We start from the raw sequence: 24,209 nt of genomic DNA, 5'->3' as shown, positions 1-24,209 counted from the left end.
GAATCGAACCTTCGGCCCATCAATTTGTCATGAATTGAGAGGCAAGGGATCGGTGCCTTCTCCTAGAATAGCAAGGTATCGTCGATAGCTGAATACCCGGCCACGCTTACGGCCGGTAACCTCATCAACGATGCCCAATCGCTCTAGGTCGGCAAGTGCAGCGTTGACCGTTGGTGCCGACAGTCCCGTCACCTGAACAATTTGGTTAGCTGTGTGAAAAGGATTCTGCTGGAAAAGCTCATGAATGCGAAGGGCCGACCCTGCTCTATCACTCTCCATCGTTATCCGCTCCCGATCTTCCTTGAAAAGATCGACGATCTGAGTAGCTGCCTCAAACGCTTGATTGGCAGTGTCGGCGACGCCCGTCAGGAAAAACTCTAGCCAGGCTTCCCAATTACCATGTTCGCGAACCTCTTGCAGCAATCGATAATACTCTCTCCGATGGGACTTCAGATAGAGGCTGAGGTACAGCAGCGGCTTTCGCAAAACGCCGTTCATGCAAAGATATAGGGTCACGAGCAGCCGGCCAATACGACCGTTACCATCGAGAAACGGATGGATTGTTTCGAACTGCACATGTAGCAGGCCAGCTTTGATTAGCGCGGGTAACCGTGATTGATCGTCATGCATGAAGCGCTCGAACGCATCCAGGCAACCGGCCATTTCAGTAACGGGTGGCGGTACAAAGAGTGCGTTACCGGGGCGCGTGCCACCAATCCAATTTTGCGAGCGGCGGAACTCTCCTGGATCCTTGGTGCCTCCCCGCCCACTGTGTAGGAGCCTGGCGTGCATCTCGCGGATCAGACGTAACGACATGGGCAACGTTTCCAGCCGCTCTAAACCATACATCATGGCGTCAACATAGTTGGATACTTCACGGATATCATCAACCGGCTGCCCGGCTTGCGCTTCGGTCTCAAACCGCAAGAGATCAGAAAGGGTCGACTGCGTGCCTTCAATCTGCGAGGAAAGAACGGCTTCCTTTCTTACATACATATAAAGAAACAGCTCCTGTCTCGGCAGCAGCATTGTGATACCATCCAGACGTCCTAGTGCGCGCTCAGCCAAGCTGAGGCGCTCTAGCAATGAAAGCACATCAATCGCCGGCGCAGGCGGCAATGGTGGGGGCACGAACGCCCGCACTGTTTCACTGGCAGCGACCGTCTCGACGAAACGACCCAGGCGGTTTTTGGATTCGGAATCAGACATAACCCAATATCAATCGTGCCCCTTATTTAAGCAAGGCGCATTTCATTTAATTAAGCAACAGACGTAGATAAGTGCGCTTAATTAACGCGCCGACATTGAACTCCTGAGCTTTGGTCCAGGCGGCACAGGTTAACTCCGACCATTCGGAAATCGTCGCTGATTCAACAGAGTAAAGAAGGGAAAACAAAGCATTCTTCCGCCATCATTAACTGTCCAAGCTAGAAAATAAAGATATAGTGAAGTAAATCCTATATGTTATATTCGAGTCGTCCTCGAATGGCCTGCCATTCAACTGATCAGGTAGAGGCTGTCCAATCAATGCGGTACCGTGTAATCAGCATAAACTTGCTCGCGCAGCTTTTGCAATCACATGAATCTCATATTTTGATCTAAGAGATGTAAGTTTAACTGAATGCAATGGCTGATGGAGTTAGAAGATAAGAACTACGAGCGGATCCATGCCGATGCGCAGTTTACCTAAACGGGGCGGGAACAAGAGCAGTGCAAAATCGTACCGCCGCAGAAAGGCTATCCGCTCTGTCAGCCCGACCAGATTCGACGCACCTGGCGCTTCTGGCGCCGAGCGTAGCCAATGGAAGCGCGTCTGGCCGATCAACGGGTCCATTTCTAACAGCCGGTCCAATGATCGGAGCGCATCGAGCGGAACGTCTTTAATCAGAGTTGTCTCTGCCCGACGGCGAGCTATCGCACGGCCGGCAAGGCCAATCCGTTCGATCGTGTCGATCGCCGGTAGAAGAGCGCCGCGTTCACGAAACGCGGCGACAATCGAACTGACTATCGCAGCACCGTCGTCGGACGTGGCCGCCGCCTGAATTGCAGACAGTAGCGCGACGCGGCGATCTTGCAGCGTCGCGCTCTCGTATCCAGATACATCATTAGCCGTGCTGTTTGATCCCGACGGGTTTCTTCACGGCGTGCATAGAGCGAAAATGCTTCCGGGGCGGCGCCGATCTGATCAGCAACATATTTAAGCATGGCGCGTGGCGGAATTTCTTCTGCCCCCAGCACTCGACCCGGGTATCGCATCAGACATAGCTGAATGGCAAAGCCAAGCCGGTTGTGATTGCGTCTGCGCAGTTCGATCTCTAGGCGATCGGCTCGTGACAATGAGTAGTGTCGGAATAAGCTGTCCTCGTCGACAGGGATATCGACAAGCTTTCGGCGATATTGATCTTTGAGAAGGTTGCGCTTTGCCATAGCCCGACTCCATTCATAACCAAGCTGCGCTTAGCGTTGTCGAGTCGGGCCGGACAGAGAAATCAAAACCAGCGAATATCGATGGCAATCTACAGAGATCGAACGTCCAAAATCCGAACTACGGCATTGTTCATGCTTCGTTCGGCCTTAGCGTACGATTTCGGACTGCTCTTGTTCTGACCCCACATCGCGGCACCAAAGCCGGATGCGCCGGTTGCGGACCTCGCCCTGGCCCTACTCGTAGCACGTTACGAGCCGGTGATACTGGCTAGTTTTCTTGATCCAGCAGATGCCATGCTTTACCGATTGGCGGCGCAATGATGGCTATATTCCTGTTGAGGCGATAAAGTTGAAAAGAATTTCCCGTTGGAGTGATGTTTCGTAGTCAATGGTTGATATAGTGAGACTTTTTTCATTGCCAACGATAAGCGGACCCAATGCCTGCGCATCTGGGTCAGATGGTGTCCTATGAAAATGGATAATCAGCCCGTCGAAGTAGAAGCGAAAGATTGGTACATTTTTCATTTCTTCTTTCTCTAGGTCTGGTAGGGTTTTTATACCCGAGGTCGGAGATTGGTTATGCTTTATCCCAATCGTCCGCAACTGGCTTAGACTAGCGGGGTAGAAACCGACAGGGGGCAGTGTGTTGTTGACGAGAGCGACACGCATGGTTTCCAAGTCGTCGTCTGGAACATTGATGTCCGTAAACTCTTGTAACCTTGTTGCGGCTGCTCTCCAAAGCAAACTGATCATGAATAAACGAAGGCGATCCGGCTCTGCGACCTCGACGCTTTTCACGCCATACGGACCCGCTATAATACGGTCATCAAGTTGCTGAACTGGCCCCCATCCACTCCACACCATACGGTTTGAACGCAGAAATTTGATTGCCCAATCATCTAAATCGGAGAGGATTTTTTCTCCTTCTGCGGTGCAAAGTTTATTGTCATACCAACTGCTCCAACGTTTTTTCCCCTTTGCGTCACCGCCAACTTGAACGAACCCTGCCTCTTTGTTGGTCGTTTGCGTCAGGGCGCGAGGGATAATGTGACTATCAACAAAAGACCCTTCTTTCAACGTGAGTGCGCATTTTCCAGAAGCCATCACGAGTTCCCTCGCACCGGGTGATGAATATCGTCACTTCTCCAGATAGCGGTCAAGCTCGCGATATCTTGTCAAAGAACTTCCAGTATGCCGCGAATGCACCGGCGGCAATCAGATCAAGAATGAACCACGACGACCGGCTCAAATGCACCGGGATAAGCGGGTTAAACAGCAACGCCACGCAAATGAAGCCGAACACCCAACCCGTAAACGCCTTGTGCTGTCCGTACTCGATGTAAGCGAAGAACGCTGCGAATGCAGTGATGACGAGGCGCAACAGCGTGTAGTAGCCATAGGGCAACGGAAATATAGCAATCACTAATGCTACTGCTGGAAGGAGGATGATGTGGCGTGGAAATATGGTCACGTAAGCCCCCCAAACATGTCTATGAAAATCATCTAATTCACAAACATAAGTTTGGAAAGCAGGCAGATACAATCTCTTGTGGAGTACGCTGCGCTACAAGTCAGCAGTGCGGAGCGGGATGACTAAGCCTTATTGTCAAGGATATACGCTGTATATGCCGCTTCAACTCGATGAACGACGGCTTTCATTAGGTCTTTAAGGATCACGATATGTTCGTCGTCAATCACGACATCTTTTCCATCATTGTCGCGCCCGCTGCGATGCACGAGGTCATGCCGCATCGTGATAATGTCTAGCATTTCTTTCTCGTGATTTTCGCTCTCAAACAAGTTCATTTTCAGTACGGCTTTGTAAAAGACGGCCACGCTGGCTAAGTCGTGAAACGAGAAACGCTGCAAATAGTTCTTGCTTGCAGTCGCCACATAGTTGGGGTCCTTGGCGATGTCGATAAGTTTAGGTTGATTGTTCCGAAGGGCGGGGGTTGCACCGACGAGCGCAAGCAGTTTGTCGCTATCGTTGGTGACGATCTTGATGAGCCGGTCGCTCAAGTACGCCTCAAGTGAAATAACATGCTGGAGCGAGATCATTTTGTTGAATGCACGTTGAGCACTTGGCAATATCGTTGAACCGTAGTGTAGATCATCTAGTTCTTTGACGGTCGCGTTGTAAACGCCGAATGGATCTTCCGGTTTGTAGTCGGCTAGAAAGTCACCATATTTTTGTTCAAAGGTGTTGTCTGCGAACTCAACTAGTATGTGTGGGAAGCCTTTGACGGCGACCTCTTTGCCAACCGCTGTTGCGAGAACGACCACCTCAATTTCCTGCTGACAGTCTTCACAGACGATCTTTGTTTCCGCGTGGCCAATGCCGTCTGAATGCCGATCCAGCGAAAGGTCAAAGACCGTAAAGTCAAAGATTGCATCCGTAACATGATGTTCTAGAACGTTCAGACAATCGGAATTGGGGCAGGCAAAGTGGACGAGTAGACCGTCATGTCCGGCGTCCTGCATGCTGCCCATCTTGGTCTCCGGAAGTTGTGCGTTTAGGTGTCTGCGCGTTTATAGATCATGATTCTCTGTGGATGAGGATCGAATTATCCCCGATCACCCGAAATTGCGCTCGCCGGACGCTCACGATTTATATCGAAGCCATAAAAAGAAAAAGCCCTGGCGAATGAACTGACCCCCGAAAGTTGGACACCCAACTTCGGGGGTTTTGCATGTCCAAATACAGCAGCACATTCAAGCAGGAGGTCGTGTCGTATCACGGCGACGGCAAGCACAGCTACCGAGAGGTTGGTTTGCGTTTCGGGCTCGATCATTCCATGGTCCGCAGGCTTATCTCGGAAGCACAGCCATTACGATGCTCAGTTCAGGTCGGTCCTCGAACGGATGTGGAAGGATGGCCTGTCCCAACTTGACCGCTGCGTCGCAAAGACGCGCAACGAACTCGTATGTGACCTGCCGTGCCTTGAGTGTGACAGACACCACATTGGATGCCTCCACGTTTAAGCCGATAATCGTTTCCCTCACAGCCGATGACACATTACAAGTATTAATTTGAGTTAACCATAGATTTGTCGGAATGTATCGCTAATAAAAACTTGGAGTATTCAGATATATTGCAAATACGTTGCTTATAACGGTAAAATTTTACCTAAATCCTTCACTTTCAGTGAAGCCCGTAGCCTTCGTTCGAAATGGCTCTTTAGAGAAACAATTCAAACTTGCTTGTGGAGGCGCCAGGTAATTGGTTGCAGTTGGCGTGGTTTCTCGCGACTATGCGTTCAAGCGGGGCAGGATAGATCGCAATGGCTTTCCGAGAAAAGACAACGTTCGTAATCGGTGCTGGAGCAAGCGCCGAGTTCGGATTACCTGTGGGATCGGGTCTTGCTGCGGAGATCAAGAAGACCGCGATGTTTGAGAGCGATGATCGCGATAACCCAAGCCACGGACTGCTGCGAGAACTTTTATACACAAAATGTAAGGTTGGCGCTGAAGAGAGTGCGGCAAAAAAAGCCCTCCACGACATCCACGAAGGCATACAAACTGCCGTCAGTATCGACGCATTCATTCATCGACACGGAGCAGACGCGAACATCTCATATTGGGGCAAGGTTCTTATTGCACTGGAGGTCTTAAAGGCCGAACGCAACTCTTCTCTCTCAACGCTGACGTGGCCCGAGTTCGCGGGAGATCCAAATCTGGTGCTTGAGAACGCTGGAAAGAAACTCATCAATCCAGACTACACGTGGATCGGCCACTTTTTCCGAATACTTTCAGATGGAGTGGCAGATTACAACGATCTCGGCAAGGACATCACCATAATCTGCTTTAACTATGATCGTTGCATTGAGGTGTATCTGGCAGAAACAATCGCAGACGCTTACCGAATATCTATTGAGACCGCGCTAAGAGTCGTAAAAAATAATATCAAGATCATTCACCCTTACGGTTATCTTGGTGAACTGGCGTTGGTGTCAGGAAGTCCCGGAAAGGATCGTCTGGGCTTTGGCTCGGCTCTACACCAACCCAAAGAGATCTCTTTGATCGCGGACCACATTCACACATATACGGAACAAGCGCACGATGCGACCAAGGTGTGGAGCATCCACGAGGCAATTGCAGAGTGCAAAAACCTGATTTTCTTAGGGTTCGGCTTCAATAATCAGAACTTGGATTTATTGCGAGTGAAGACCCGTTTTAACGGCAGCGCTCACCCTAAAAATATATATGCAACCTGTTTTGGTCTCTATCCACAGATCAAAGAAACACTGACGCGCCGAATCCTCGACCTTTTTATAGATGAGCCAGAACATAGAGGCTGGTTAAGCCGCGTGAACTTAGAGTTTGGCGTTGGCTGTGCTGAGTTGTTCCGAATACACGACATGAATTTTAGTTCTTTCATTCAACGGTATATCCGTCTGGAACAGGAAATGCGCGGAATGGTTTCGAAGGTCGAGCGCTACTCACCGTATATCAAGTAAATGATTTCACACTGAGTCAACGGGGCAGGGTTTGAGCGACAACACTAATTCATATGGTCATGTCGTTGGTCGTAAGGCGACGATAATTGGAGCCGTCATTCTCATTGCATTGATTTTGATCGTGCTTCGGGTTGTTCAGTTGGATACCTTGCAGGACATCTGTGGTGACGATGGTTATTCGGGCATCTTGTTGAAGAGGCTGACCGATTGCGCAGGACTGAGTACACTAGGCGATTTCCTAGCAGGCGTTTTTGCTCCCCTAGCATTCATTGGTCTGGCTGCGACTTACTTTCTGCAGCGCGAACAACTTCGATTGGCGATTGAAGACAGTAGGAAAAACGAAGAGGCCAGACTGAAAGAAGCGGCCCTGAACTATGCAAGTATCCAGACGAACCACAAAATTGCCCTCTATGACAAGCGCAAGTTAGTCTTTGATAGATTGATGGCCGCTGGAGAGGAGTTGATGGCAAATGTCACAGACGATACGTTAGTGAACTTGAAGTTGGCGTTTTATGATGCCCAATTTGTCTACCCCGACGATGTTCAGGAGTGGATTTTGTCTCTTCTTGAAACTTCATTTCGTCTTAGAATGCAATTGGGCTTCATTGCTCAGAACGAGCCAAAGAGAAACAGGCAGTCTTGGTCAAATCAGGACGAGAATGCGTTACTGGAGGCCTACGACGAAGAAACTAAGTGCAGAGTAACGCTATACGAAAATCTCCGTGAGACACCGCTGTATGAACGTTTCAAGTCATACCTAAAACTGCCAGACAGCATAAAGGTATACGGTTAAACTCCTGCCACTCGGACGTTCAAGTAACAGCGACATAACAGCCGGTGCTTGCAAACCTACCGGCCAAGTTGTGCGTCTGCTTCGACGATTAGGGCAAAAATGAAGTGCATACACCCCCTTTGAGCAAAATAATCTTTATATCTGCGCTCCAACCCTCTGATAGAAAATCTGAGAACATTTGGGGTTGGGGATTCGATGCAAAATATAACCTTTTACACGCGGTTCGAAGAAATTGTTGAAAGACTATACGAGGCGAACGGAAACCGTCTTGTAGAGAAGGCGGAAGACTACAGAATTCATGCGAACGACATTTTTAGATCACCTGATTTCGTCATGAACGATGGCAGGGAGGATATCGGTGTTGAGGTTAAATTTTACAGGGCATCAACGCCGTCAAGCCGGGTTATGACAGGTGCGGTCGCGCAATTAACTGACGCGCTAGATAAACGCCGACTTTCCAGAGGAAAATTAGTTTTGTCGATAGCGGTACCTAAGACCCTTAGAGATCAAACTTTGGTAGACGGTCGAATAGAAATCGTTGATATCCACGACCTTCTCGTTTTATCCGCACCGTTTGATGCAATTTACAGAGACCTAATTGAACTCATGCGAGTGTCGAGGCTCGAAACGGCCTCGCCTCACTCTGCGCGTGAAAACGACCCATTTAATTGTTCGCCAACTCCTCCATCTGTGTCAACAATCCCGCCGGTTGAAGGGGTTGAGATAAGAAACGTTGAGGATACAAAGCGCGCTCATCAGAAAGAGTATGAGCAAACTACTAGCCGAATTCGGAATCTTATTGAAAGAATCGAGGAATCTCGCGCTGGACCAAAGGGGGCAAGAGCATATGAGCGTTTGTGCTTGGAGGCGATAAAGGAATTGTTCGAAGAAGATTTTGGTGAATTTAAAGATCAGCATCGAATATCGGATGGCTTCCATAGGCTCGACTTCATAGCGAGTATCAAATCAGAAAACCCCTTCTGGAACTCGTTGCGTGATGATTTTCGCTCTCGTTACGTTGTTTTCGAGGTTAAGAATTATCCGAGGCAGATCAGCCAATCCGAGATCTATTCAACTGAAAAATACCTATTCACGAACGCTTTGCGTTCGGTGGCAATTCTTATCGCCAGAAAGGGAGAGAACAAAGGTGCACTGCATGCTCGACAGGGTGCTCTGAGAGAGATGGGTAAATTGATCATAATGATTACGCAGGACGAACTGATCAAAATGCTCGAAAGGAAGATCGCCAATGAGGAAGTTATTTCGATTTTAGCGGAGAAAATCGATGATTTTCTTACAACGTTGGCTCGATAAGTATGTAGCGACAAAACGATCAGAATTTTGCTCGACTAAGGTCCGTGTTCTTAGGGGCCGTCACCGCGTGTTGAGATGGTCGACAGGTGCTATGTGTACTCGCTCGGCTTCAACAATGGCAGCCTGTGAACTAGTGGCGAACTGACGACGCAGGATGGCGTCTTGATAACGTTGATGCAGGAAATACCAAGCAGCGATGCCGATTGCGGCAATCACAGCACCCAAACCAGCGCCAATCCGATACATTAATAGTTCGCTCTTGCTCTGCTGCAAGCGCATCGTAGGTCGCAGATCATCTTTCATATTTTTTACCAAAACACCTAAACGTTCCACTGTTCGTTCAAGTGCCTCGTTGATCAATGTATTTTGTTCAGCCGTCAACTGATCTCTGGGGATGCTGGCATGCTCTTTCAGCGTGGCCGCGTCTACCTCTGCTGCGGCTTGATCCACTCCGTCTCGAATCTCTCGGATTATTTGATCAACGTTTGCTTCATCAACGCGCTTAACAACTTCGGTTGACGACCATGCGCAGAATATCATTAGCGCAACGCCTAATACAGTGACGAATTTGTAGAGATTATCCGTAGGTGCGTTCGGTATCATTCATTCTGGTCTTTCTGACGCATCTTTGGTTGCCTTGAGTTGTCAACGGCAATTGATAGAGGTACGCTAGCAGCGATTGCTAAAGCGTTGAGCGGACCTCTAGAGGATCGGAATGGGGAGCGGACAGGTCATTCGAATACTCCGACGCATCCAAGGGTGCTCAGTCGTTTAGTGAGTATGGCGGGACTTGTTTTTTTCTTCTTTCAAGGAGCCTATCGACGGCGGCGAAAAACGATCCAGCCAAAACAATGAACATTGTTACGAACAGCAACGGTTTTAGCAATTCGTAATTACTCGGGATTGGCGATGTGATTAAGTTTGCTACCAGAACGGTGAAACCCATCCCTGCAAAATTTACAAACACTTTCGGCAGAGTGGATAAGATGCTCAGCCAAGAGTCGCGGTCTTTATAGTTTAAGATTTTTCCGCCGCCCTTGATTGTGCCTTGCAAACTCAAAGAATTCTTCTCTGCTGTATGCAGAATTTCACATACAAACCCCTGATTGGGATCAAGGAAGTCAAACGTTGGAAAAACCCTGTCTGATGCGAACAGATTAACGCGAACTGCATTCGCCAGTGTTTTACTCCGAGTACTCATTTGTAGGATCGTGCTCCCGTGTGGGAGAGCAATAACAAGGGGATCATGTAGCGCAATGTCCGAGACGTTTATTGTCTTGTTTCCGCTATTCCAAATCCAAAAAGTAGTTTTGTTGACACGATCTATCACCATGTCGTCAAACCGGATTTCAATCCTGTCATCGAATAGAGTTGGGCTTTCACCTCCGACGATTGTTTCATCGAATGCTTGGTATGTCATACCGAAACGTTCGCGTGTACGAACGTAGGCGTAAATTGAGAATAGTGCTGAAAGCACTCCAACAGTGAACCCAATGTAGTTGAGCGTAAAATATTCAGCGAGTGCGGATGCCATGCTCTGATCCTGTGAATGTCGATATTGAGCGAAACCTATAGTGGTAGTTGTTGTCAACCACAGCGTATGTTTGCTCACTGCTTCGGTTATATCTTTTTGAACTGCCCCCCATTTCGACCGGACAGTCTGCATAAGCAGAAAGGCTCAAGCACAGGCTTGGTTATAGGCTTATGTCTAACGAGTATCGACACGTTGAATTGCTGACGGGTGATGTTCGCCCCAGGCGGTGGACAACCGAGCAAAAGCTGACAATCATTGAGCAGAGTTTCTTACCCGGCGAGACGGTATCTTCGACCGCTCGCCGTCATGGCGTCGCGCCCAATTTGCTTTATCGGTGGCGCAGGCTCTTGAGCGAGGGAGGTGCTGCAGCCGTGGATTCTGACGAGCCGGTTGTCGGGAATTCGGAAGTGAAGAAACTGGAGGATCGCGTCCGGGAGTTGGAGCGCATGCTCAGTCGCAAGACGATGGAGGTCGAATCCTCCGCGAAGCCCTTACCAAAAAAACGGATATCGCGGCCGATCTTGTTGCCGAAGGACGGTTCGCGATGAAGACCGTCGCAGACACGCTGGGCGTCTCCCGATCCAACCTCATCGAGCGGCTGAAAGGCAAATCAAAGCCGCGTGGGCCATACAACAAGGTCGAGGATGCAGAGATTTTGCCCATCATCCGCAGGCTGGTGGATCAAATGCCAACCTATGGCTATCGGCGGATCGCCGCGCTCCTCAATCGCGAAGGGCGAGCCGCCGATAAGCCTGTCGTCAACGCTAAACGGGTTCATCGCATTATGGGCAACCACGCGATGCTGCTCGAGAAGCACACAGCCGTTCGCAAGGGCCGCCTCCACGACGGCAAGGTGATGGTCGTGCGCTCGAACTTGCGCTGGTGCTCGGATGGGCTGGAGTTCACTTGCTGGAACGGCGAGGTCATCCGTCTCGCCTTCATCATCGACGCTTTCGACTGGGATATCATCGCCTGGACGGCGGCCGCCAACGCGGGCATCTCCGGCTCTGACGTGCGCGACATGATGCTGGAGGCGGTCGAAAAGCGGTTCGCAGCAAAGCTGGAAGGCGTGGGACTGTGCGAGCGTGAGATCATGTGAAATTGAAGGCTCCATCTGGGAGCGGGCCAATTCCCGCTCGATGGCTCCTAAAAAGGCGTGGTCCCGGGCGCGATCACCGCGCAGGCGAAGCCAAGCGGCCGCAGCTCGCTAGCGGACCCTTCACGGGTTGATCGTGGAAGATCTGGGACTGGGCCAGGACGCCATCACAAGAGAGCGGGATTGGACTGGATCCGGCTGGTCCGACTGAATATCGCTGATATCAGCTTGCAGACGTTCGGAAAGCTTTTCGCCACGAACTGTCGGCTGGCCCGTCTGCCGTCGAGTAGGATGGCTGCGTCGGTAAAGAGGCTCGGACACCTCCAGTTTAGTTCGCATCTGCCTGAGAATTCGGGCGGAGACCTCGAATATGCCGCAGCAAACGGGAAACCGTCCGAATCCCGTTGCTCGGCCAAGCTCCTCTAGTTCCGCGCCGGCGCGTTCATAGAGTCGCTTCAAATGGGGTTCGTAGTTAGATACCAATGTCTCGATCCCGTGGTCGAGCGCCACCTCGCACAAGGTGTGTTTAAGCATGGAATGTTGACCCCTCTGGCGGGGTGATACTTATCCAATTTTGACCCCCTCTGGATTCCATCCGACCATCCGGCTTTTCACAGCGGATGGAGTAGGGAGTTGAAGAGAGTGGATACGATTGCCCATGTCCGACGAGCCTTCCATGTTCAGGGCTGGTCGGTGAAGAAGATCGCCAGAGAGCTGAATGTTTCTCGCAATACTGTGCGCAAAATTTTGCGCTCCCAAGCCGAAGAAACCCATCACCCGCACTCGGCCTACCCTCTGCAACCCCGGCGAGCGCCGGGCAGGCCAAGCGCTGATCGCCTACAGGGGGGTGAAAATTGGATAAGTAAAGGGGTGGGTGTTCCGTGCTGATTGACAGGTTAGTCGAGGTAAAGCCAGAAAACCTGTGTTCAAGCGAACTCATGCACCGGCTAGCGCGCAGACGTCCCCGTCTTGGAATCCAGTCGCATCTAGGAGCGGCTTTAGCGCCGCGATGGCGTCGGAAGGTACCGCGAGCACAAAGACGTTGCGCGCCCTGGTCAGTGCAACGTAACCGATCTTACCGTTTTCGGTTTTCGTCCCCGCCAAAAATTCTTCAATGTTGCTCCTACTGGCGACATACATGACGCCGTCGAGGCTTTCGCCCTTAACTTTGTGAACAGTGGAAAGCCTGAATTGGAGATTCTGAGGCTCATCGCCTTCCGGAGCCTCAACCAGTGGTCCGTTCGGCAACGCCGTTTTCTTAAGGCGGTTCCCAAGGTTATCGCCGGAAACGAAGCCGTACTGCTTTTCCAAACGCCCCAACAGAGCTTTCACTCGAACCACCAACTGGGGATGCCATTCTTTAACCGCATCCAGATTCGATGCGGGCAATCCCGTGGCAGGATTTTTCACGAAATTCCAAATCTCTCGGCGAACGCCGCGCAACTCTTGAGAGACCGCCTGTCCTTTGATCAGCGAAAGCAGGTCTCCGTGGCCATCATCCAATAGACCTACTATCCCCGCACACGCCTGTGAAAAAGCTTGGTCAAAACGCTTGGCTTGGTCTCTCCATCTCGCACTGGCCACGAAAGACTTAATAACGCCCTGGCCTTGGGGATCGCCTGGCCCGCTCCAAGTGTTGAAGACTTCGCTTGAACGAAAGACGACGACTCCCTTCGACTGCGAAATACTACCTTTATCAAGAAACTTCTTGAACCGCAGCAGCGCCTCATCGCGCTTGTCGTGATCGACTGCAATGTAAAACGCCCCACTGAGCTCATCAGGAGCGGCTCGATCCGGCTCATCTTTTCGGCCGGACAGCTGGTTTGCGATTTTTACTATCGACGGCACCGATCGGAAATTTCGGTTCAATTCCTTCGCGGTCACCCCAGCTCGGCTATGATAATTTCCAAGGAAATCTCCAGTCGCTCCGGTGAACTCGAAAATGCCCTGATTGACGTCGCCAATCAGCGAGAGTTCAGCCCCGGCATCCGAAATCTTCTCAAGGAGCGCCTGATGGATCGTTCCGATATCCTGCGCTTCGTCGACCAGGATATGGGAATATCGACGCGCTATGGCTCGCAGAACGAAGGGGACTTCGTTGAGCAGACGGTACGCCCAGTACCGGGCACTTTCATGCGTATAAGCTCCAACTGCTCCGAGCTTTTCCAAAGCCTCTACTGCAGGCGTTCGGGAAATCGCCGTCCCGGCCCACTTTCCTACTCTGAAGGAAAACTTGCCTCCGTCCATGGTGATCCGCAGGTCGGCAGTCCGTGCAGGTTTAGAACCGTCCCACACAGTGAAATGTTTCAAGAACGGCTCGCGCCCATCGACGAGGAATGGACACCTATCGCAGCCCATCACGCGATGGCCGTGCGGTCTCAGGAGGTTTTTGGTGAGAAAGCCATCGACCGTGTCGATTTCGACGATGGGCCCTATCCGTCGTTTGTCGTTAGTGACCAACATTCCATATTCGCGCTGGAACGTTTCCACTGCCACGTTGGAAAACGATAACAGGAGGATGCGCCCTATCCGGTCGGTCAATCGATTCTGCATCGCTGCAACGCGATGCACAGCCGTTTTCGTCTTACCGCTGCCTGCACATGCCGAGACGACGAACGGCTCCGCTGGCAGGTCCACAACCTCCTCTTGGGCCTTCGAGAGTTCCTCTACGGCTGACATGCATGCTCCACAGCAAAGCGTATGTACGGCGGCACAACGATTGGCAGTCCCTCATCCTCGATCTTTGCCGCAAGCGTCTGAGCGAACCTGCCCTTCTGCACGTTGTTCTGTTCCCGCTCAAACATGCCACGGAATAACGCTTTTGCTTTCGCGGCGTCGTCCGGTTCTGCCGCAACGACGTCCCGTAGATTCTTGGCTATGACCGGATGGATGTCTTCAAGCGCATCCAGCATTGCCTGTCGATTTTGGTCTTCGAGTGCAAAATCATACTCGAACGTTTTCTGACCGTGAAAAACTTTCAGGTATTTGTCTTCGAGTGCTTTCATCGATTTTGTGTTGTCCGACACAATTATCGCCTCGGTACTGGAAGGGTAATGCGCAGTCTTTTTGCCGCCGGCATCTTCAATCTGGGGATCGGCGTCGGTGATGACGGAAACAGGAATTTTGATCCCTGCCTCACCAAACAGAGGCATGAACGAATCGAAGTTCAGGCCTTCTACGCTGATCAGGCTGATCCCGTGGTTCCTCAGGTCGAAGCCAGCCTTGGTCGCCAGGAGATTGACCATCAGCAGCTCAGCCGCACCCTCAACAAAAATAACGCGCCGGGCAAAGAATAACTCCGCTCTGGTCACGTCGAGATATCGCTTGAGCTTCTCCTTCTTACCCTTCGCGAAATTGACCGATCCAGGATGGAAGCTCGCGACATTGTCGTCCACCTCGTAAAGGCATGCAATCGAGTTCAGATCGGCGATACTTGCGAAGTTCGGCGAATGACTGGTCACGAAGACCTGCACATCCCGCTCGCCGACACCATTCTGAATGCTCGAAAGATACTTCAGCAAAACCGCTTGCAGCTGTGGGTGCAGGTGTGCCTCAGGCTCTTCGACGATTAGGCTGCGAAAGCTCGCCTCTGCGTTTTTAGAAAGTTCGCTGAGAACCACCGCCATGAATATTAGATTGTTGTATCCAAGGCCGTTGCGTTCGATTTCGAAGGTATCGACCAGGAGAGATAGCCGGGCGGCCAATTTGCTAAAATCGCTGCCGGTCAAGCCGACATTGAGCACTTGAGCAAGTCGTTCGCCCAACATTGTCTCGTGCCGACCCGAGACAGCGGACTGAGCATCTTTGAGTACCTGGAGTTCCTTTAGCTTCGCGTCTAGGTCTTTGAGATGGAGGGCAACTTCCTCCTTGCCGGTCTCATCCGTAAGGAGATGTAGCAGTCGCGAGAGCTGGCTGTTGCGGCTCGGCCTCAGTCCCTGCTCTGCATCACGTAATGGCGGCAAATACACACTTCGAAGGTTATCGAGCATTGACGATGACATGGAGACTTCCTCGAACGCTCCGCACCAACGTCGGGGTCGTAGTCGGCCTGATTTGTCCGCATCACCGAACGCGACGTTCAAAACGGCTTCGAGCTTGTTATCCGGCTTTTCACGCAGAGCGTGGATAAAGTCAGCTTCATCATTCCCGTCCAAATCATCAAAAATGAACTCAAATACGATATCGCCGCTCGCCTCTCCAAGCTTGGGAACATGGATGTCGTCGACCGTGAACCTTGGATAAGGATCATCTGCCCCGGCAAGGAGCGAGCGAAGCGCGTCGACAACGGCTGACTTGCCAATGTTGTTAGGCCCGACGATCACGTTGAGGCCAGATTTGAACTTGATCGTCGTTTCAGAAAATCGACGGAAGTTTTTAATTTTCAAAGATGCAAGGTGCACGCGAATCTCCAGCCCGGTTGCAGAAGAGTGACGGGCGGACGACACAATTACAAGTGTACTTCTCACGGCAGCATCACGGCTTGTAGAGCGGTTCCTATACCAAAGACTCCACTGACAAGAACGTGAAATCGTCACTATGAAACATAGAACTAATGCTACGGTTCCGAGTTAATCGCCCAGGATATTGAACCGCGACGCGTACAAGTTGTGGATTGCCTGGTTGTAACATCGAAATTTTCTTCAAGCCTATTGAGTTCACTTTAACCTAGAGTAAATTTCGCTTTACAACGGGGGCGCGAGTATGTGGGCGGACGTCGAGACAGGACGTGATTTTCTAAATTTCAATGTGATGGCTAAGCTCATTTCTCAGATGATCTTGGACGCCAACGGGGAAGCATTGAGCATCGGCATCTCTGGTGGGTGGGGCGTCGGAAAATCCTCGATGGTCAAACTCATCGAGGCGGACCTAAGAACTCGTATCGCTCAGTCACAGGGCCATGAGGCGGGATCGAGGAGCCTGCTCTTCGTCAACTTCAACGCTTGGCTTTACCAAGGTCATGATGATGCCAAAGCTGCGCTGATGGAGGAAATTGCCAACGCCCTAATGATACGCGCCAAACAGCAGCAAACGAGCGTTCAGAAAGGCATGAACCTGTTGAAGCGGATCGATGTCTTTCGTGGCATCTGGATGCTCGGCGAGCTTGCGGTGACTGCCTATACCGGCATGCCCGTTGGTGCGCTGGCTCGATCGGGGAAAAATCTATTCGACCGGCTCACCGACGGTGACGTCAGTGAAGATGATGTTGAAGCGGCTAAAACGGCTGTGAAAGAGCAGTCAGGCGCTGCCAAGGGTCTCCTCAAACCCGAAGAACGGCAGACCCCACCCCAGATGATCCACGCCATACGGCAGCAATTTGAAGAGCTTCTAGAAGACCTGAACCTCACGCTCGTCGTCTTCGTCGACGATCTTGACCGATGTCTTCCGCCGACTGTTATCGGTACATTGGAAGCGATGCGTCTGTTCCTGTTCATGAAGGGGACCGCATTCATTATCGCCGCCGACGACAAGATGATCAAAGAAGCCGTGCGTGTGCATTTCCCCGGCACCAAGGTCGATGACGACATCGTCATCAGCTATTTCGACAAACTTATTCAAGTTCCACTGAGAGTACCGCCGCTCGGCACGAATGAGGTGAAGGCCTACCTTATGTTGCTATTTGTCGAGAGCAGCCGCATTCCACCCGCCGAGAAGGAAATAATTCGGATCAAGGTCAATGAGCAACTGGCTCGCAGTTGGCAGGGAAAGGCAGTCGATGCCGAGTATGTCCAGAAGCTGATTTTTAATTGCCCTCCGGCGCTGGCTTCAGAGCTGGAGCTTGCGGACCGATTGGCTCGTCAGATGATCATTTCGCCCAAGGTGAACGGCAACCCGCGCCTGATCAAACGCTTCATGAACACGCTCTCGATCCGACGCAGCTTGGCCAAAGTCCAAAATATCTCAGTGAACGACGCGATGTTCGCCAAGATGATGCTCTTTGAGCGCTTTGCCTCGGCAACGTCATTCAATGCGCTGGCCGAACTAATTAGCACAGCGCCCGACGGCAAATCCGACCAGCTTCGCGATCTGGAAACGGACGTCAGAGCCGGGAACGTTATTGACGAGAAACGATGGCCCACCGGGTGGAGCGAGGATGCAGCCCTCATTCAAGACTGGCTTCGCTTGCCGCCAGACATTGGCGGTGTTGACCTCCGTGGAGCCCTTCATGTTGGTCGAGAAAGCGCTCCTATTCTAGCCGCCGAAAACAAGCTTTCCAAAGCTGCCACCGAGCTTCTCAGCCAGCTTTCCACGCTCAAGATTCCCGCAACTCAAGCAATCAAACAAGCTTTCACGACGGTGAGTCCCGAGGAACGCTCTGTTATCATGACAAGCTTGCTCGACAAGGCCAACAGCGAGAGCGAATGGGGCACACCCAGCATTCTATATGCCCTAGAGGCCATGGCTGATGCTGACGCAACACAAGCCGAACGATTGGTCAATTTTCTCGTCGAGCGTCCTTCATCAGCGTTGAAAACACCGATCGTTCCAAGGCTTGGAGCGCGTGAATGGGGGGAAAAAGCCATCGTTAACCTGGCGAAAAGGACCGACCTTCCCCTTCCCTTTTCGAAGGCCCTGAACCAAGAAATGAAGGTGAAGAAATAATGGGCACTTCAAAAACGAGCACTGGCCCGGGAAAGAACGTCCCTCTGGTTCCCAATTGGGTTGCCCCGGATTCTCCATCACCGCCCACTAAGGCTCCGCCTCTCACTGCGCCTGGCGATGGATCACCATCTGCTCCAAAACGGCCACCGGATCGAAACCCGGATCAACCAAATCCGGAAAAGAAGCCCGACCAAAAACCTCCCGCCGAACAGGCTCCTCCGCGTCGTTTCACGTCCGCCCGCCGGGCCGTTGGAAACTTCGCCAAGACAGGTGATACCCGGAGCCTGCGCAATGCTCTCGGCAACTACGTGCGCGGAGGATATGGCGGATCAGGGACTGCCGCACGAAGGATGAGCAAGTCCTCTTCGGCCGCTGGCGGCGTGTACAATATCCTTTCCGGGGGAGCATCCGCAGAGGCGGATGCGGCTGACGCACCATCCCTGGACGTGAGAACGTTGGCAGGACTGCCGCATTCGGAGATCGCGGAACGTATTGCCGATGCGGTTAACCCAGGTGATGTCTCGCTCGATGACGCGGGCGTCAGGGAGGCGGTTGCCGAGGCCGTTAGTTCTGTACTCAGCGAAAACGAGACTGCCGATATCACCAACCTGCCTAGCGAGCTAATCGAAGAGTGCTACGTCCGCACGCTCGCGATGTCCGCCTTCAACATAATCATCGCCGATATCGGAGCCTCACTGCAGCGTGCTGCGCACGGGAACGCTGGTCTTGCCAACGATCGTCTCAAGGAAATCAGCGATTTCATGCGGGAGGCTTATCGAGCCCAGTACACGAAGTTCAAGGAACGCGGTGGCCAAGTCAGTCGGCGTACAGCAAAAAGCATCGCCCAATCCGTCACCTCACAGGTCATGGACATTTTCGAAAGCTATCTCGAATGAAAATTGCAGCGCTTCGTCCTGAGCAACCGACGCCCTCAGGTGTCGATCATCGGATCAGTATTTTCGAAGGTGACTTGGGAGCCCTTAGTCGATCCTCTGGGCATGCCGGTCTATCGGTGTCGAACGAGCTTTTTAAATGGGCAGGACGTTCGCCATCGACCCTAGCATGGGATTTTACAGCTTTGGCTCTGGGCGTGGTTGGCGCGGATCGCCTGGTAAATCGATTGCAAACCAGCGCCGACGGATGGACCCGCGAGATCGATCTCACGGTAGCGGTCAGCGATCCCGGTCGCTGGCAGTCGTTAAGCGACCAGATCGAGCAGATGCTCTCCTTCCTGACCGGAGATTTTTGGTCATTAAGGTTCGTTGAGGGCGGATACCACCCACGCCCGCCGAAACAGGTTATCGGATCGCGTCCCGAAACCTGCGTCGCACTGTTGTCCGGCGGTCTCGACAGTCTGATCGGGGCGATCGACATGGAGGCAGACGGCCTGGAGAAACCCGTATACGTGTCGAACCGCGTCAGAGGTGATGTTGCTAAGCAGGAAAAATTCGCGAGCAGGCTAGGCGCTGGAAACAGATTGCTCTCTCTGAACGCTGACCCGAGAACCTCAGGGGCGACAGCTGAAATTTCTCAGCGACCGCGCTCCATTGTCTTCATAGCGTTCGCTGCTTTGGCCGTCACACTACTGGACCGCTACAATGATGGCGAAGTGGTCGACCTGCATACGCCAGAGAACGGCTTTATCAGTCTCAATATTCCCTTGACGACGTTGCGGCGCGGTAGTCTCAGCACTCGGACGACACATCCCAAGTTCATCGAAATGTTGCAGGGTTTGTTTGACAGCCTCGAACTGCGAATTCGCCTTCGAAACCATCACCAGCTCAAGACCAAGGGCACGATGATGCTCGGGTCCAAAAATCAAGAGCTCCTGATAGAGCTGGCCTCGGAATCAATGAGCTGCGGCCGAGCCGGACGCATCTACACTCATTGCGGAAGATGTTTGCCTTGTTTGGTCCGCAGGTCGTCTTTCTTGAAATGGGCAGGACGGCTCGACGCAGATAAAACCGTCTACGTTCATCCAAAAGCGGAAGATTTGGTTCATGGGCGGGTGAACAACGATTTCCACGGCAAGGCATTCGCGGAGTACGATGACGTGATGCAGGCATTGACTGCGTTGAATTTCGTTGAACGCAATGGTCCGCGCCGATGGACCGGGGCGCACATCACCACATCGCATTTAGGAATTGATGCTGAAGCCTATCGAAACGTCGCGGTAGAGGGATTAAAGGAGATCGGAGATTTCCTGAAACTAACCGGACTGCGATGATCGATACACACTGCCACCTGGACCTTTACCCAAAGCCTGGAACTGTGATTGCGGAAGCCGACAAGCGTGGCATGTTCGTTATCGCTGTCACCACGACTCCAAAGGCATTCCTTGGCAACATACGCATGACCGAGGGTAAAAAACGTATAAGGGTCGCAGTAGGTCTACATCCCGAACTGGTAGCCGAGCGCCACCGCGAGGTGGAGGATGTTTGCAAGCTTATGGCGAAGACAAAATATGTCGGTGAGATCGGCATTGACGGCTCTCCTCCCCACAAGTCCAGTATTAAGCTTCAAACAGAGGTCTTTGCGAGGTTTCTTACACGGGCCAGTGAACTGGGCGGAAAAGTCCTGTCCATTCATTCGCGCGGCGCGGCGGCGCTTGTCCTGGACGAAATCGAGAGGAACGGCCATGGCACCCTGCCGATCCTTCATTGGTTCAGTGGATCGAAACAACAGGTCGAACGAGCGGCCAAACTCGGGTGCTGGTTCAGTGTCGGACCTGCGATGCTTCGAAGTAGGAAGGGACGAGAGCTTCTGGCTTCCATGCCTCGCCATCGGCTCCTGACAGAAACGGATGGACCTTTCGCGACAGATGTCGACCGCCCGCTTATGCCATGGGACGTTTCCATGGCGCTCCCTGCGATCGCAGACGTTTGGGGAACGACGCCGGTTGGCGTCGACCAGGTAGTCAGTGCCAATTTTCGGGAGTTGATCAACGCGACCGAACAAGGCAGAGCGGCCGCGAAGCTTGTCGGTAATTGCTAAAATCCAACGAGTAAAAGCAGAGAAAATGCCTGAAAAAGCACCTGTCCCGCCGAAGAGACTCAGCCATTACACAACGCTCGAGGGCCTGAAAGGAATTGTGGCATCGGGTTCGCTGTGGGCGTCTAACGCATCATTTTTGAACGATCGAGCGGAGTTGATACACGCTCTCGATGCTTCGGAGCGAGCGATCGGGTTACTATCATCGCGAAAAGCTCAAAAGGCTTGGGCACCGATGTTGCGCGAAGCCTTTGATGAGCTTCGAGATGGTCGGAAGGCTGACACATTCGTAGCGTGCTTCTGTGGAGACGACGACAACTTGAGCCAATGGCGGGGCTATGGGGGAAACGTCCAAGGCGTAAGTGTGACCTTCGACCGAGAAGCTTTGGCGAAACGTTTGGAAAAGGACCACGCAAAGCTAAGGAAAGTTATCTATGCCAGAATTTCTACGGCGAGCAGACTAAAAAACGAGCTTGTCGGCGAACTTGCTGAGCTTGCCAAGTTGGAAGAGTCCTCCCCGGACCGCAACGATTCCCTGCGTTACAACGAGCTTGTAAGTAGGGTTTCGGGATTACTGCCACGGTTCAAGCACTGGGGATTTCGAGATGAGCGGGAGTGGCGGTTTGTCCTACAGAAGAAAGTTCTGAAAGAAGACCTTTCCTTTCGCATATCAGAAAACAAGATGGTCCCATACATCGTTATCGGCAACGCAGAGGAGCCACTACCTATCAAGTCGGTCCTTGTCGGACCCGGATCCGATCAAGAATTGACCGCGAAAAGTATCAAGGCATTTCTGGATGCACATGGGTACAATGTGAAGGTCAGAACATCTGACGTTCCTTTCCGTCCTTAAGCGTCATTGGTGAATCACCGAAATGAGGAAAACGATGGCTCGGACAAGGATGCCTACCGAAATCGAAACAGCAGTTTTGCTCGATAGTCGAAGGCGCTGTTGCATCTGCTTCGCGCTGAATCGCGATACAAACGTAAAGCCAGGGCAAATTGCTCATCTCGACGGTAATAATTCAAACCACACCATCCCGAACCTCGCATTCCTTTGTCTGGAGCACCATGACGGATACGACACTACAACGTCGCAAAGCAAAGGCTTCAAAATCGCAGAGGTCAAAAGGTACAAAGAAGAGCTGATGGAATGGTTAGGGTCAGCGCTATCTCAGAAGGTTCACTACGGCGTGTTGGAACTCCCCGCGTCTGATCCTTACGCGGGTCAGTGGGTTCGTATGGGCAGCAGTGAGAATCCTGCTGAGCTTCAAATCATTCCTTTGCCCGATACCATCGATGGTCAAGCCCGCTATTTCGTGTCAGGCGTTGCTTACTTTGGCACCTCAAACAGATACGGGCCCAACATGGGCACGCTAGAATTTTTCTCGCAAGTAATTCACGAAAGTTCCCTGGTATTCGTTCGGCGCTCGATCGTGCTACAGGGTGAACCGGCTATAACAGAGGTCATTTTCACAGATGACGGCCACCTCAAAGTGCGGGAGGAGGATACAGGGGGGCAGTATGGGAGTGGCGTCACTTTTGATGGTCTCTACCGCCGCGCCTGATTCGAACCCAGGAATTTTAGCGGGCCCGTCGCCGGAAGTTATCTCGTGATAGAAGTCGGCAGGCCTATTGTGCATGCCAGAATCCGACGCCACTACAAAATCCCCCACGCCCGAAACCTCCCTCTCCCGGTCATCTCCCTAAGACCGAGTTCCAAAACGATCCGCCGCGCGGCCTGCGGTGTGACGTCGAGCGTCTTCGCCACCATGCCTGCGGACACCAACGGCTTTGCCATTACTAGCTCGACGAGCTCCGGCAGCTTTGAAGACGTCCGGCGTCCGTCCAACTTTCGCTCGACCATCGTGCGCGCCAAAATCAGCCGGTCATGCTCCTTCAGCCCGATCTCGGCGGCTGCCAAAAAACCGTGGGCGATGGCGAGCAGCCGGCTCTCGCGGTCGCGATGCCGGCGCCGATCGACCGGAATGGTTTTGAGGCCGAGATTGATGGCCGCGAGATGAGCGCCTGACGTGACGCCAGCATGGCGCAGGATCGACGCGGCCAACAGCCGGCCGAGCCAAGGGGCGTGCTGCAGGACGGAAAGTTCGTTCCAAGCATCGAGGGCAACGATCGCCTGCAGCACCGCCGGCAATTCTTGCGCCTGCCGCAACACGCCGCGCCATTCGTCGAGCCGGGCTTCCTCGTCCCAGTCGAGATCGTAGACCATCGGATCCTTTTCGGTAGCGCGGCTGCCGCCGGCACGGCCGGGCCGTGTGGCACTCTCGATCGCAGCCTCCGATCGGGCGAGCACTGCATCGATGGCTTCGAGATCGACGCCGGGGAGATTTTCACCACTGTCGACTTCATCCCCCTCCCCTTCTGGGTCGGTCACGACCACGCGACGGATAGCGGCGGCCGTCTCGGCCTCGCCCACGCCGGTCGACGCGATTTCTGACGTCTGGCGGAGCGTGCGCAAACCATCGGCGGACAGCGTCCAGTCTGGGGGCTGCGCGGCGATGCGCCGGCGGGTTCGTAACACGTCGCGGGCGATGGTCAGCTCGTGCGTGGGCGTGCGGATATCGCGGGTCGCGTCGTGGAGGACGAGGTCTTCGAGGTGAACAAGTTCACCATCGACCCACAGCGAGGCACAGGCTTCAGTGAAGTGAGTGCGCTCGATCCAGCCCTGCCCGACGGGCGAGCGGGCGATGCGCTCGTCCAGACGCGTGAGAGCGACACCGGCGTCGAAAGCCGGCCGCATCAGGTCACTCGTGCTAATTTTTGCGAGATCGTAAGCCATTGAAATCATGGTAAATGATTTACTAAAAGAACTCTATATGAATTTTGCGGTTCCTCACATGGTATGATTGCCGGTTGGTTCTCTAACCATCGATAATTACCTCTTATCGATGGTAGTTGATTTCGCGGCGCAAATCGAGGAAAATCGGGGCAAATCACGGTCCCAGCGGCCGCCGAAACCCGCGATTCCGGAGCCTC

At 52.6% G+C, this 24,209-nt stretch carries 19 protein-coding genes and 3 pseudogenes; 11 read left to right on the top strand and 11 right to left on the bottom strand.

The window, feature by feature from the left end; genetic code table 11:
• Positions 1-27 precede the first annotated feature (27 nt).
• From ATU_RS24130 to ATU_RS24110, 5 genes and pseudogenes are all read right to left on the bottom strand, one after another.
• A complete protein-coding gene (locus ATU_RS24130; protein ID WP_010974302.1) occupies positions 28-1,209 on the bottom strand; it encodes a Fic family protein in 1,182 nt (393 codons plus the stop codon).
• A 508-nt stretch (positions 1,210-1,717) separates the two neighbouring features.
• Positions 1,718-2,427 (bottom strand): annotated as a pseudogene (locus ATU_RS24125) (DUF4158 domain-containing protein); the annotation flags it as partial.
• Between the two features lie 324 nt (positions 2,428-2,751).
• Entirely contained in the window at positions 2,752-3,531 is a 780-nt protein-coding gene (locus ATU_RS24120; RefSeq protein ID WP_010974301.1) for a hypothetical protein, read from the bottom strand.
• 52 nt (positions 3,532-3,583) lie between these two features.
• Positions 3,584-3,898 (bottom strand): DUF6804 family protein, encoded by a 315-nt coding sequence (locus ATU_RS24115; RefSeq protein ID WP_035257820.1) that lies wholly within the window; start codon positions 3,896-3,898, stop codon positions 3,584-3,586.
• Between the two features lie 122 nt (positions 3,899-4,020).
• Positions 4,021-4,917 carry a hypothetical protein gene (locus ATU_RS24110; protein WP_010974299.1) on the bottom strand — a complete coding sequence of 299 codons (897 nt, stop codon included), beginning with the start codon at positions 4,915-4,917 and terminating at the stop codon, positions 4,021-4,023.
• A 791-nt stretch (positions 4,918-5,708) separates the two neighbouring features.
• Between ATU_RS24110 and ATU_RS24105 the strand changes: the two genes are divergently transcribed.
• The 3 genes from ATU_RS24105 (at position 5,709) to ATU_RS24095 (ending at position 8,991) form a co-directional block, all read left to right on the top strand.
• Positions 5,709-6,884, top strand: a complete 1,176-nt coding sequence (locus ATU_RS24105; protein ID WP_071241511.1) for an SIR2 family protein — start codon at positions 5,709-5,711, stop codon at positions 6,882-6,884.
• 31 nt (positions 6,885-6,915) lie between these two features.
• A complete protein-coding gene (locus ATU_RS24100) occupies positions 6,916-7,677 on the top strand; it encodes a hypothetical protein (RefSeq protein ID WP_010974296.1) in 762 nt (253 codons plus the stop codon).
• Between the two features lie 195 nt (positions 7,678-7,872).
• The gene (locus ATU_RS24095) at positions 7,873-8,991 is read left to right on the top strand and encodes a restriction endonuclease (RefSeq protein WP_010974295.1); all 1,119 of its coding nucleotides are present in this window, start codon (positions 7,873-7,875) and stop codon (positions 8,989-8,991) included.
• Positions 8,992-9,051: 60 nt separating this feature from the next.
• Here the strand turns inward: ATU_RS24095 and ATU_RS24090 are convergent, their stop codons facing one another.
• Positions 9,052-9,594: a hypothetical protein gene (locus tag ATU_RS24090; protein WP_010974294.1), complete on the bottom strand. Its 543-nt coding sequence runs from the start codon at positions 9,592-9,594 to the stop codon at positions 9,052-9,054.
• A 160-nt stretch (positions 9,595-9,754) separates the two neighbouring features.
• Positions 9,755-10,525, bottom strand: coding sequence for a hypothetical protein (locus ATU_RS24085; RefSeq protein WP_010974293.1), 771 nt, complete (start codon positions 10,523-10,525; stop codon positions 9,755-9,757).
• Between the two features lie 170 nt (positions 10,526-10,695).
• On the opposite strand from ATU_RS24085, the pseudogene ATU_RS24080 reads away from it, so the two are divergent.
• Positions 10,696-11,582: pseudogene (locus ATU_RS24080) on the top strand (IS3 family transposase); the annotation flags it as partial.
• Between the two features lie 162 nt (positions 11,583-11,744).
• On the opposite strand, the pseudogene ATU_RS26795 reads toward ATU_RS24080, so the two are convergent.
• A pseudogene (locus ATU_RS26795) lies at positions 11,745-12,158 on the bottom strand (hypothetical protein); the annotation flags it as partial.
• 105 nt (positions 12,159-12,263) lie between these two features.
• On the opposite strand from ATU_RS26795, the gene ATU_RS26790 reads away from it, so the two are divergent.
• The gene (locus tag ATU_RS26790) at positions 12,264-12,509 is read left to right on the top strand and encodes a helix-turn-helix domain-containing protein (RefSeq protein ID WP_197970167.1); all 246 of its coding nucleotides are present in this window, start codon (positions 12,264-12,266) and stop codon (positions 12,507-12,509) included.
• 48 nt (positions 12,510-12,557) lie between these two features.
• Here ATU_RS26790 and ATU_RS24070 read toward each other — a convergent pair whose 3' ends face one another.
• Together ATU_RS24070 and ATU_RS24065 are read right to left on the bottom strand one after the other, a co-directional pair.
• Positions 12,558-14,300 (bottom strand): UvrD-helicase domain-containing protein, encoded by a 1,743-nt coding sequence (locus ATU_RS24070; RefSeq protein ID WP_035257825.1) that lies wholly within the window; start codon positions 14,298-14,300, stop codon positions 12,558-12,560.
• Positions 14,288-16,021 carry an ATP-dependent nuclease gene (locus ATU_RS24065; protein WP_010974287.1) on the bottom strand — a complete coding sequence of 578 codons (1,734 nt, stop codon included), beginning with the start codon at positions 16,019-16,021 and terminating at the stop codon, positions 14,288-14,290. Before ATU_RS24065 ends, ATU_RS24070 begins: the two co-directional genes overlap by 13 nt.
• A 301-nt stretch (positions 16,022-16,322) precedes the next feature.
• Between ATU_RS24065 and ATU_RS24060 the strand changes: the two genes are divergently transcribed.
• From ATU_RS24060 to ATU_RS24035, 6 genes are all read left to right on the top strand, one after another.
• A complete protein-coding gene (locus ATU_RS24060; protein WP_010974286.1) occupies positions 16,323-18,221 on the top strand; it encodes a KAP family NTPase in 1,899 nt (632 codons plus the stop codon).
• A gap of 350 nt (positions 18,222-18,571) precedes the next feature.
• Positions 18,572-19,117: a hypothetical protein gene (locus ATU_RS24055; RefSeq protein WP_071241530.1), complete on the top strand. Its 546-nt coding sequence runs from the start codon at positions 18,572-18,574 to the stop codon at positions 19,115-19,117.
• Positions 19,114-20,448, top strand: coding sequence for a Qat anti-phage system QueC-like protein QatC (qatC, locus tag ATU_RS24050; RefSeq protein WP_010974284.1), 1,335 nt, complete (start codon positions 19,114-19,116; stop codon positions 20,446-20,448). The genes ATU_RS24055 and qatC overlap by 4 nt, the downstream gene beginning before the upstream one ends.
• Positions 20,445-21,215, top strand: coding sequence for a Qat anti-phage system TatD family nuclease QatD (gene qatD / locus ATU_RS24045; RefSeq protein WP_010974283.1), 771 nt, complete (start codon positions 20,445-20,447; stop codon positions 21,213-21,215). Before qatC ends, qatD begins: the two co-directional genes overlap by 4 nt.
• Before the next feature lie 25 nt (positions 21,216-21,240).
• Positions 21,241-22,065, top strand: a complete 825-nt coding sequence (locus tag ATU_RS24040; protein ID WP_010974282.1) for a DUF2971 domain-containing protein — start codon at positions 21,241-21,243, stop codon at positions 22,063-22,065.
• 49 nt (positions 22,066-22,114) lie between these two features.
• A complete protein-coding gene (locus ATU_RS24035; protein WP_162180339.1) occupies positions 22,115-22,780 on the top strand; it encodes a hypothetical protein in 666 nt (221 codons plus the stop codon).
• 92 nt (positions 22,781-22,872) lie between these two features.
• On the opposite strand, the gene ATU_RS24030 is transcribed toward ATU_RS24035, so the two are convergent.
• Positions 22,873-24,021 (bottom strand): RHE_PE00001 family protein, encoded by a 1,149-nt coding sequence (locus tag ATU_RS24030; RefSeq protein WP_010974280.1) that lies wholly within the window; start codon positions 24,019-24,021, stop codon positions 22,873-22,875.
• Positions 24,022-24,209: the final 188 nt, after the last annotated feature.

Origin of the sequence: Agrobacterium fabrum str. C58 (genome assembly GCF_000092025.1) — a bacterium.
GTDB classification, from domain to species: Bacteria; Pseudomonadota; Alphaproteobacteria; order Rhizobiales; family Rhizobiaceae; genus Agrobacterium; species Agrobacterium fabrum.
The sequence above is the reverse complement of the archived record's forward strand: the minus strand, read 5'-3'. Positions and strand labels throughout refer to the sequence as shown.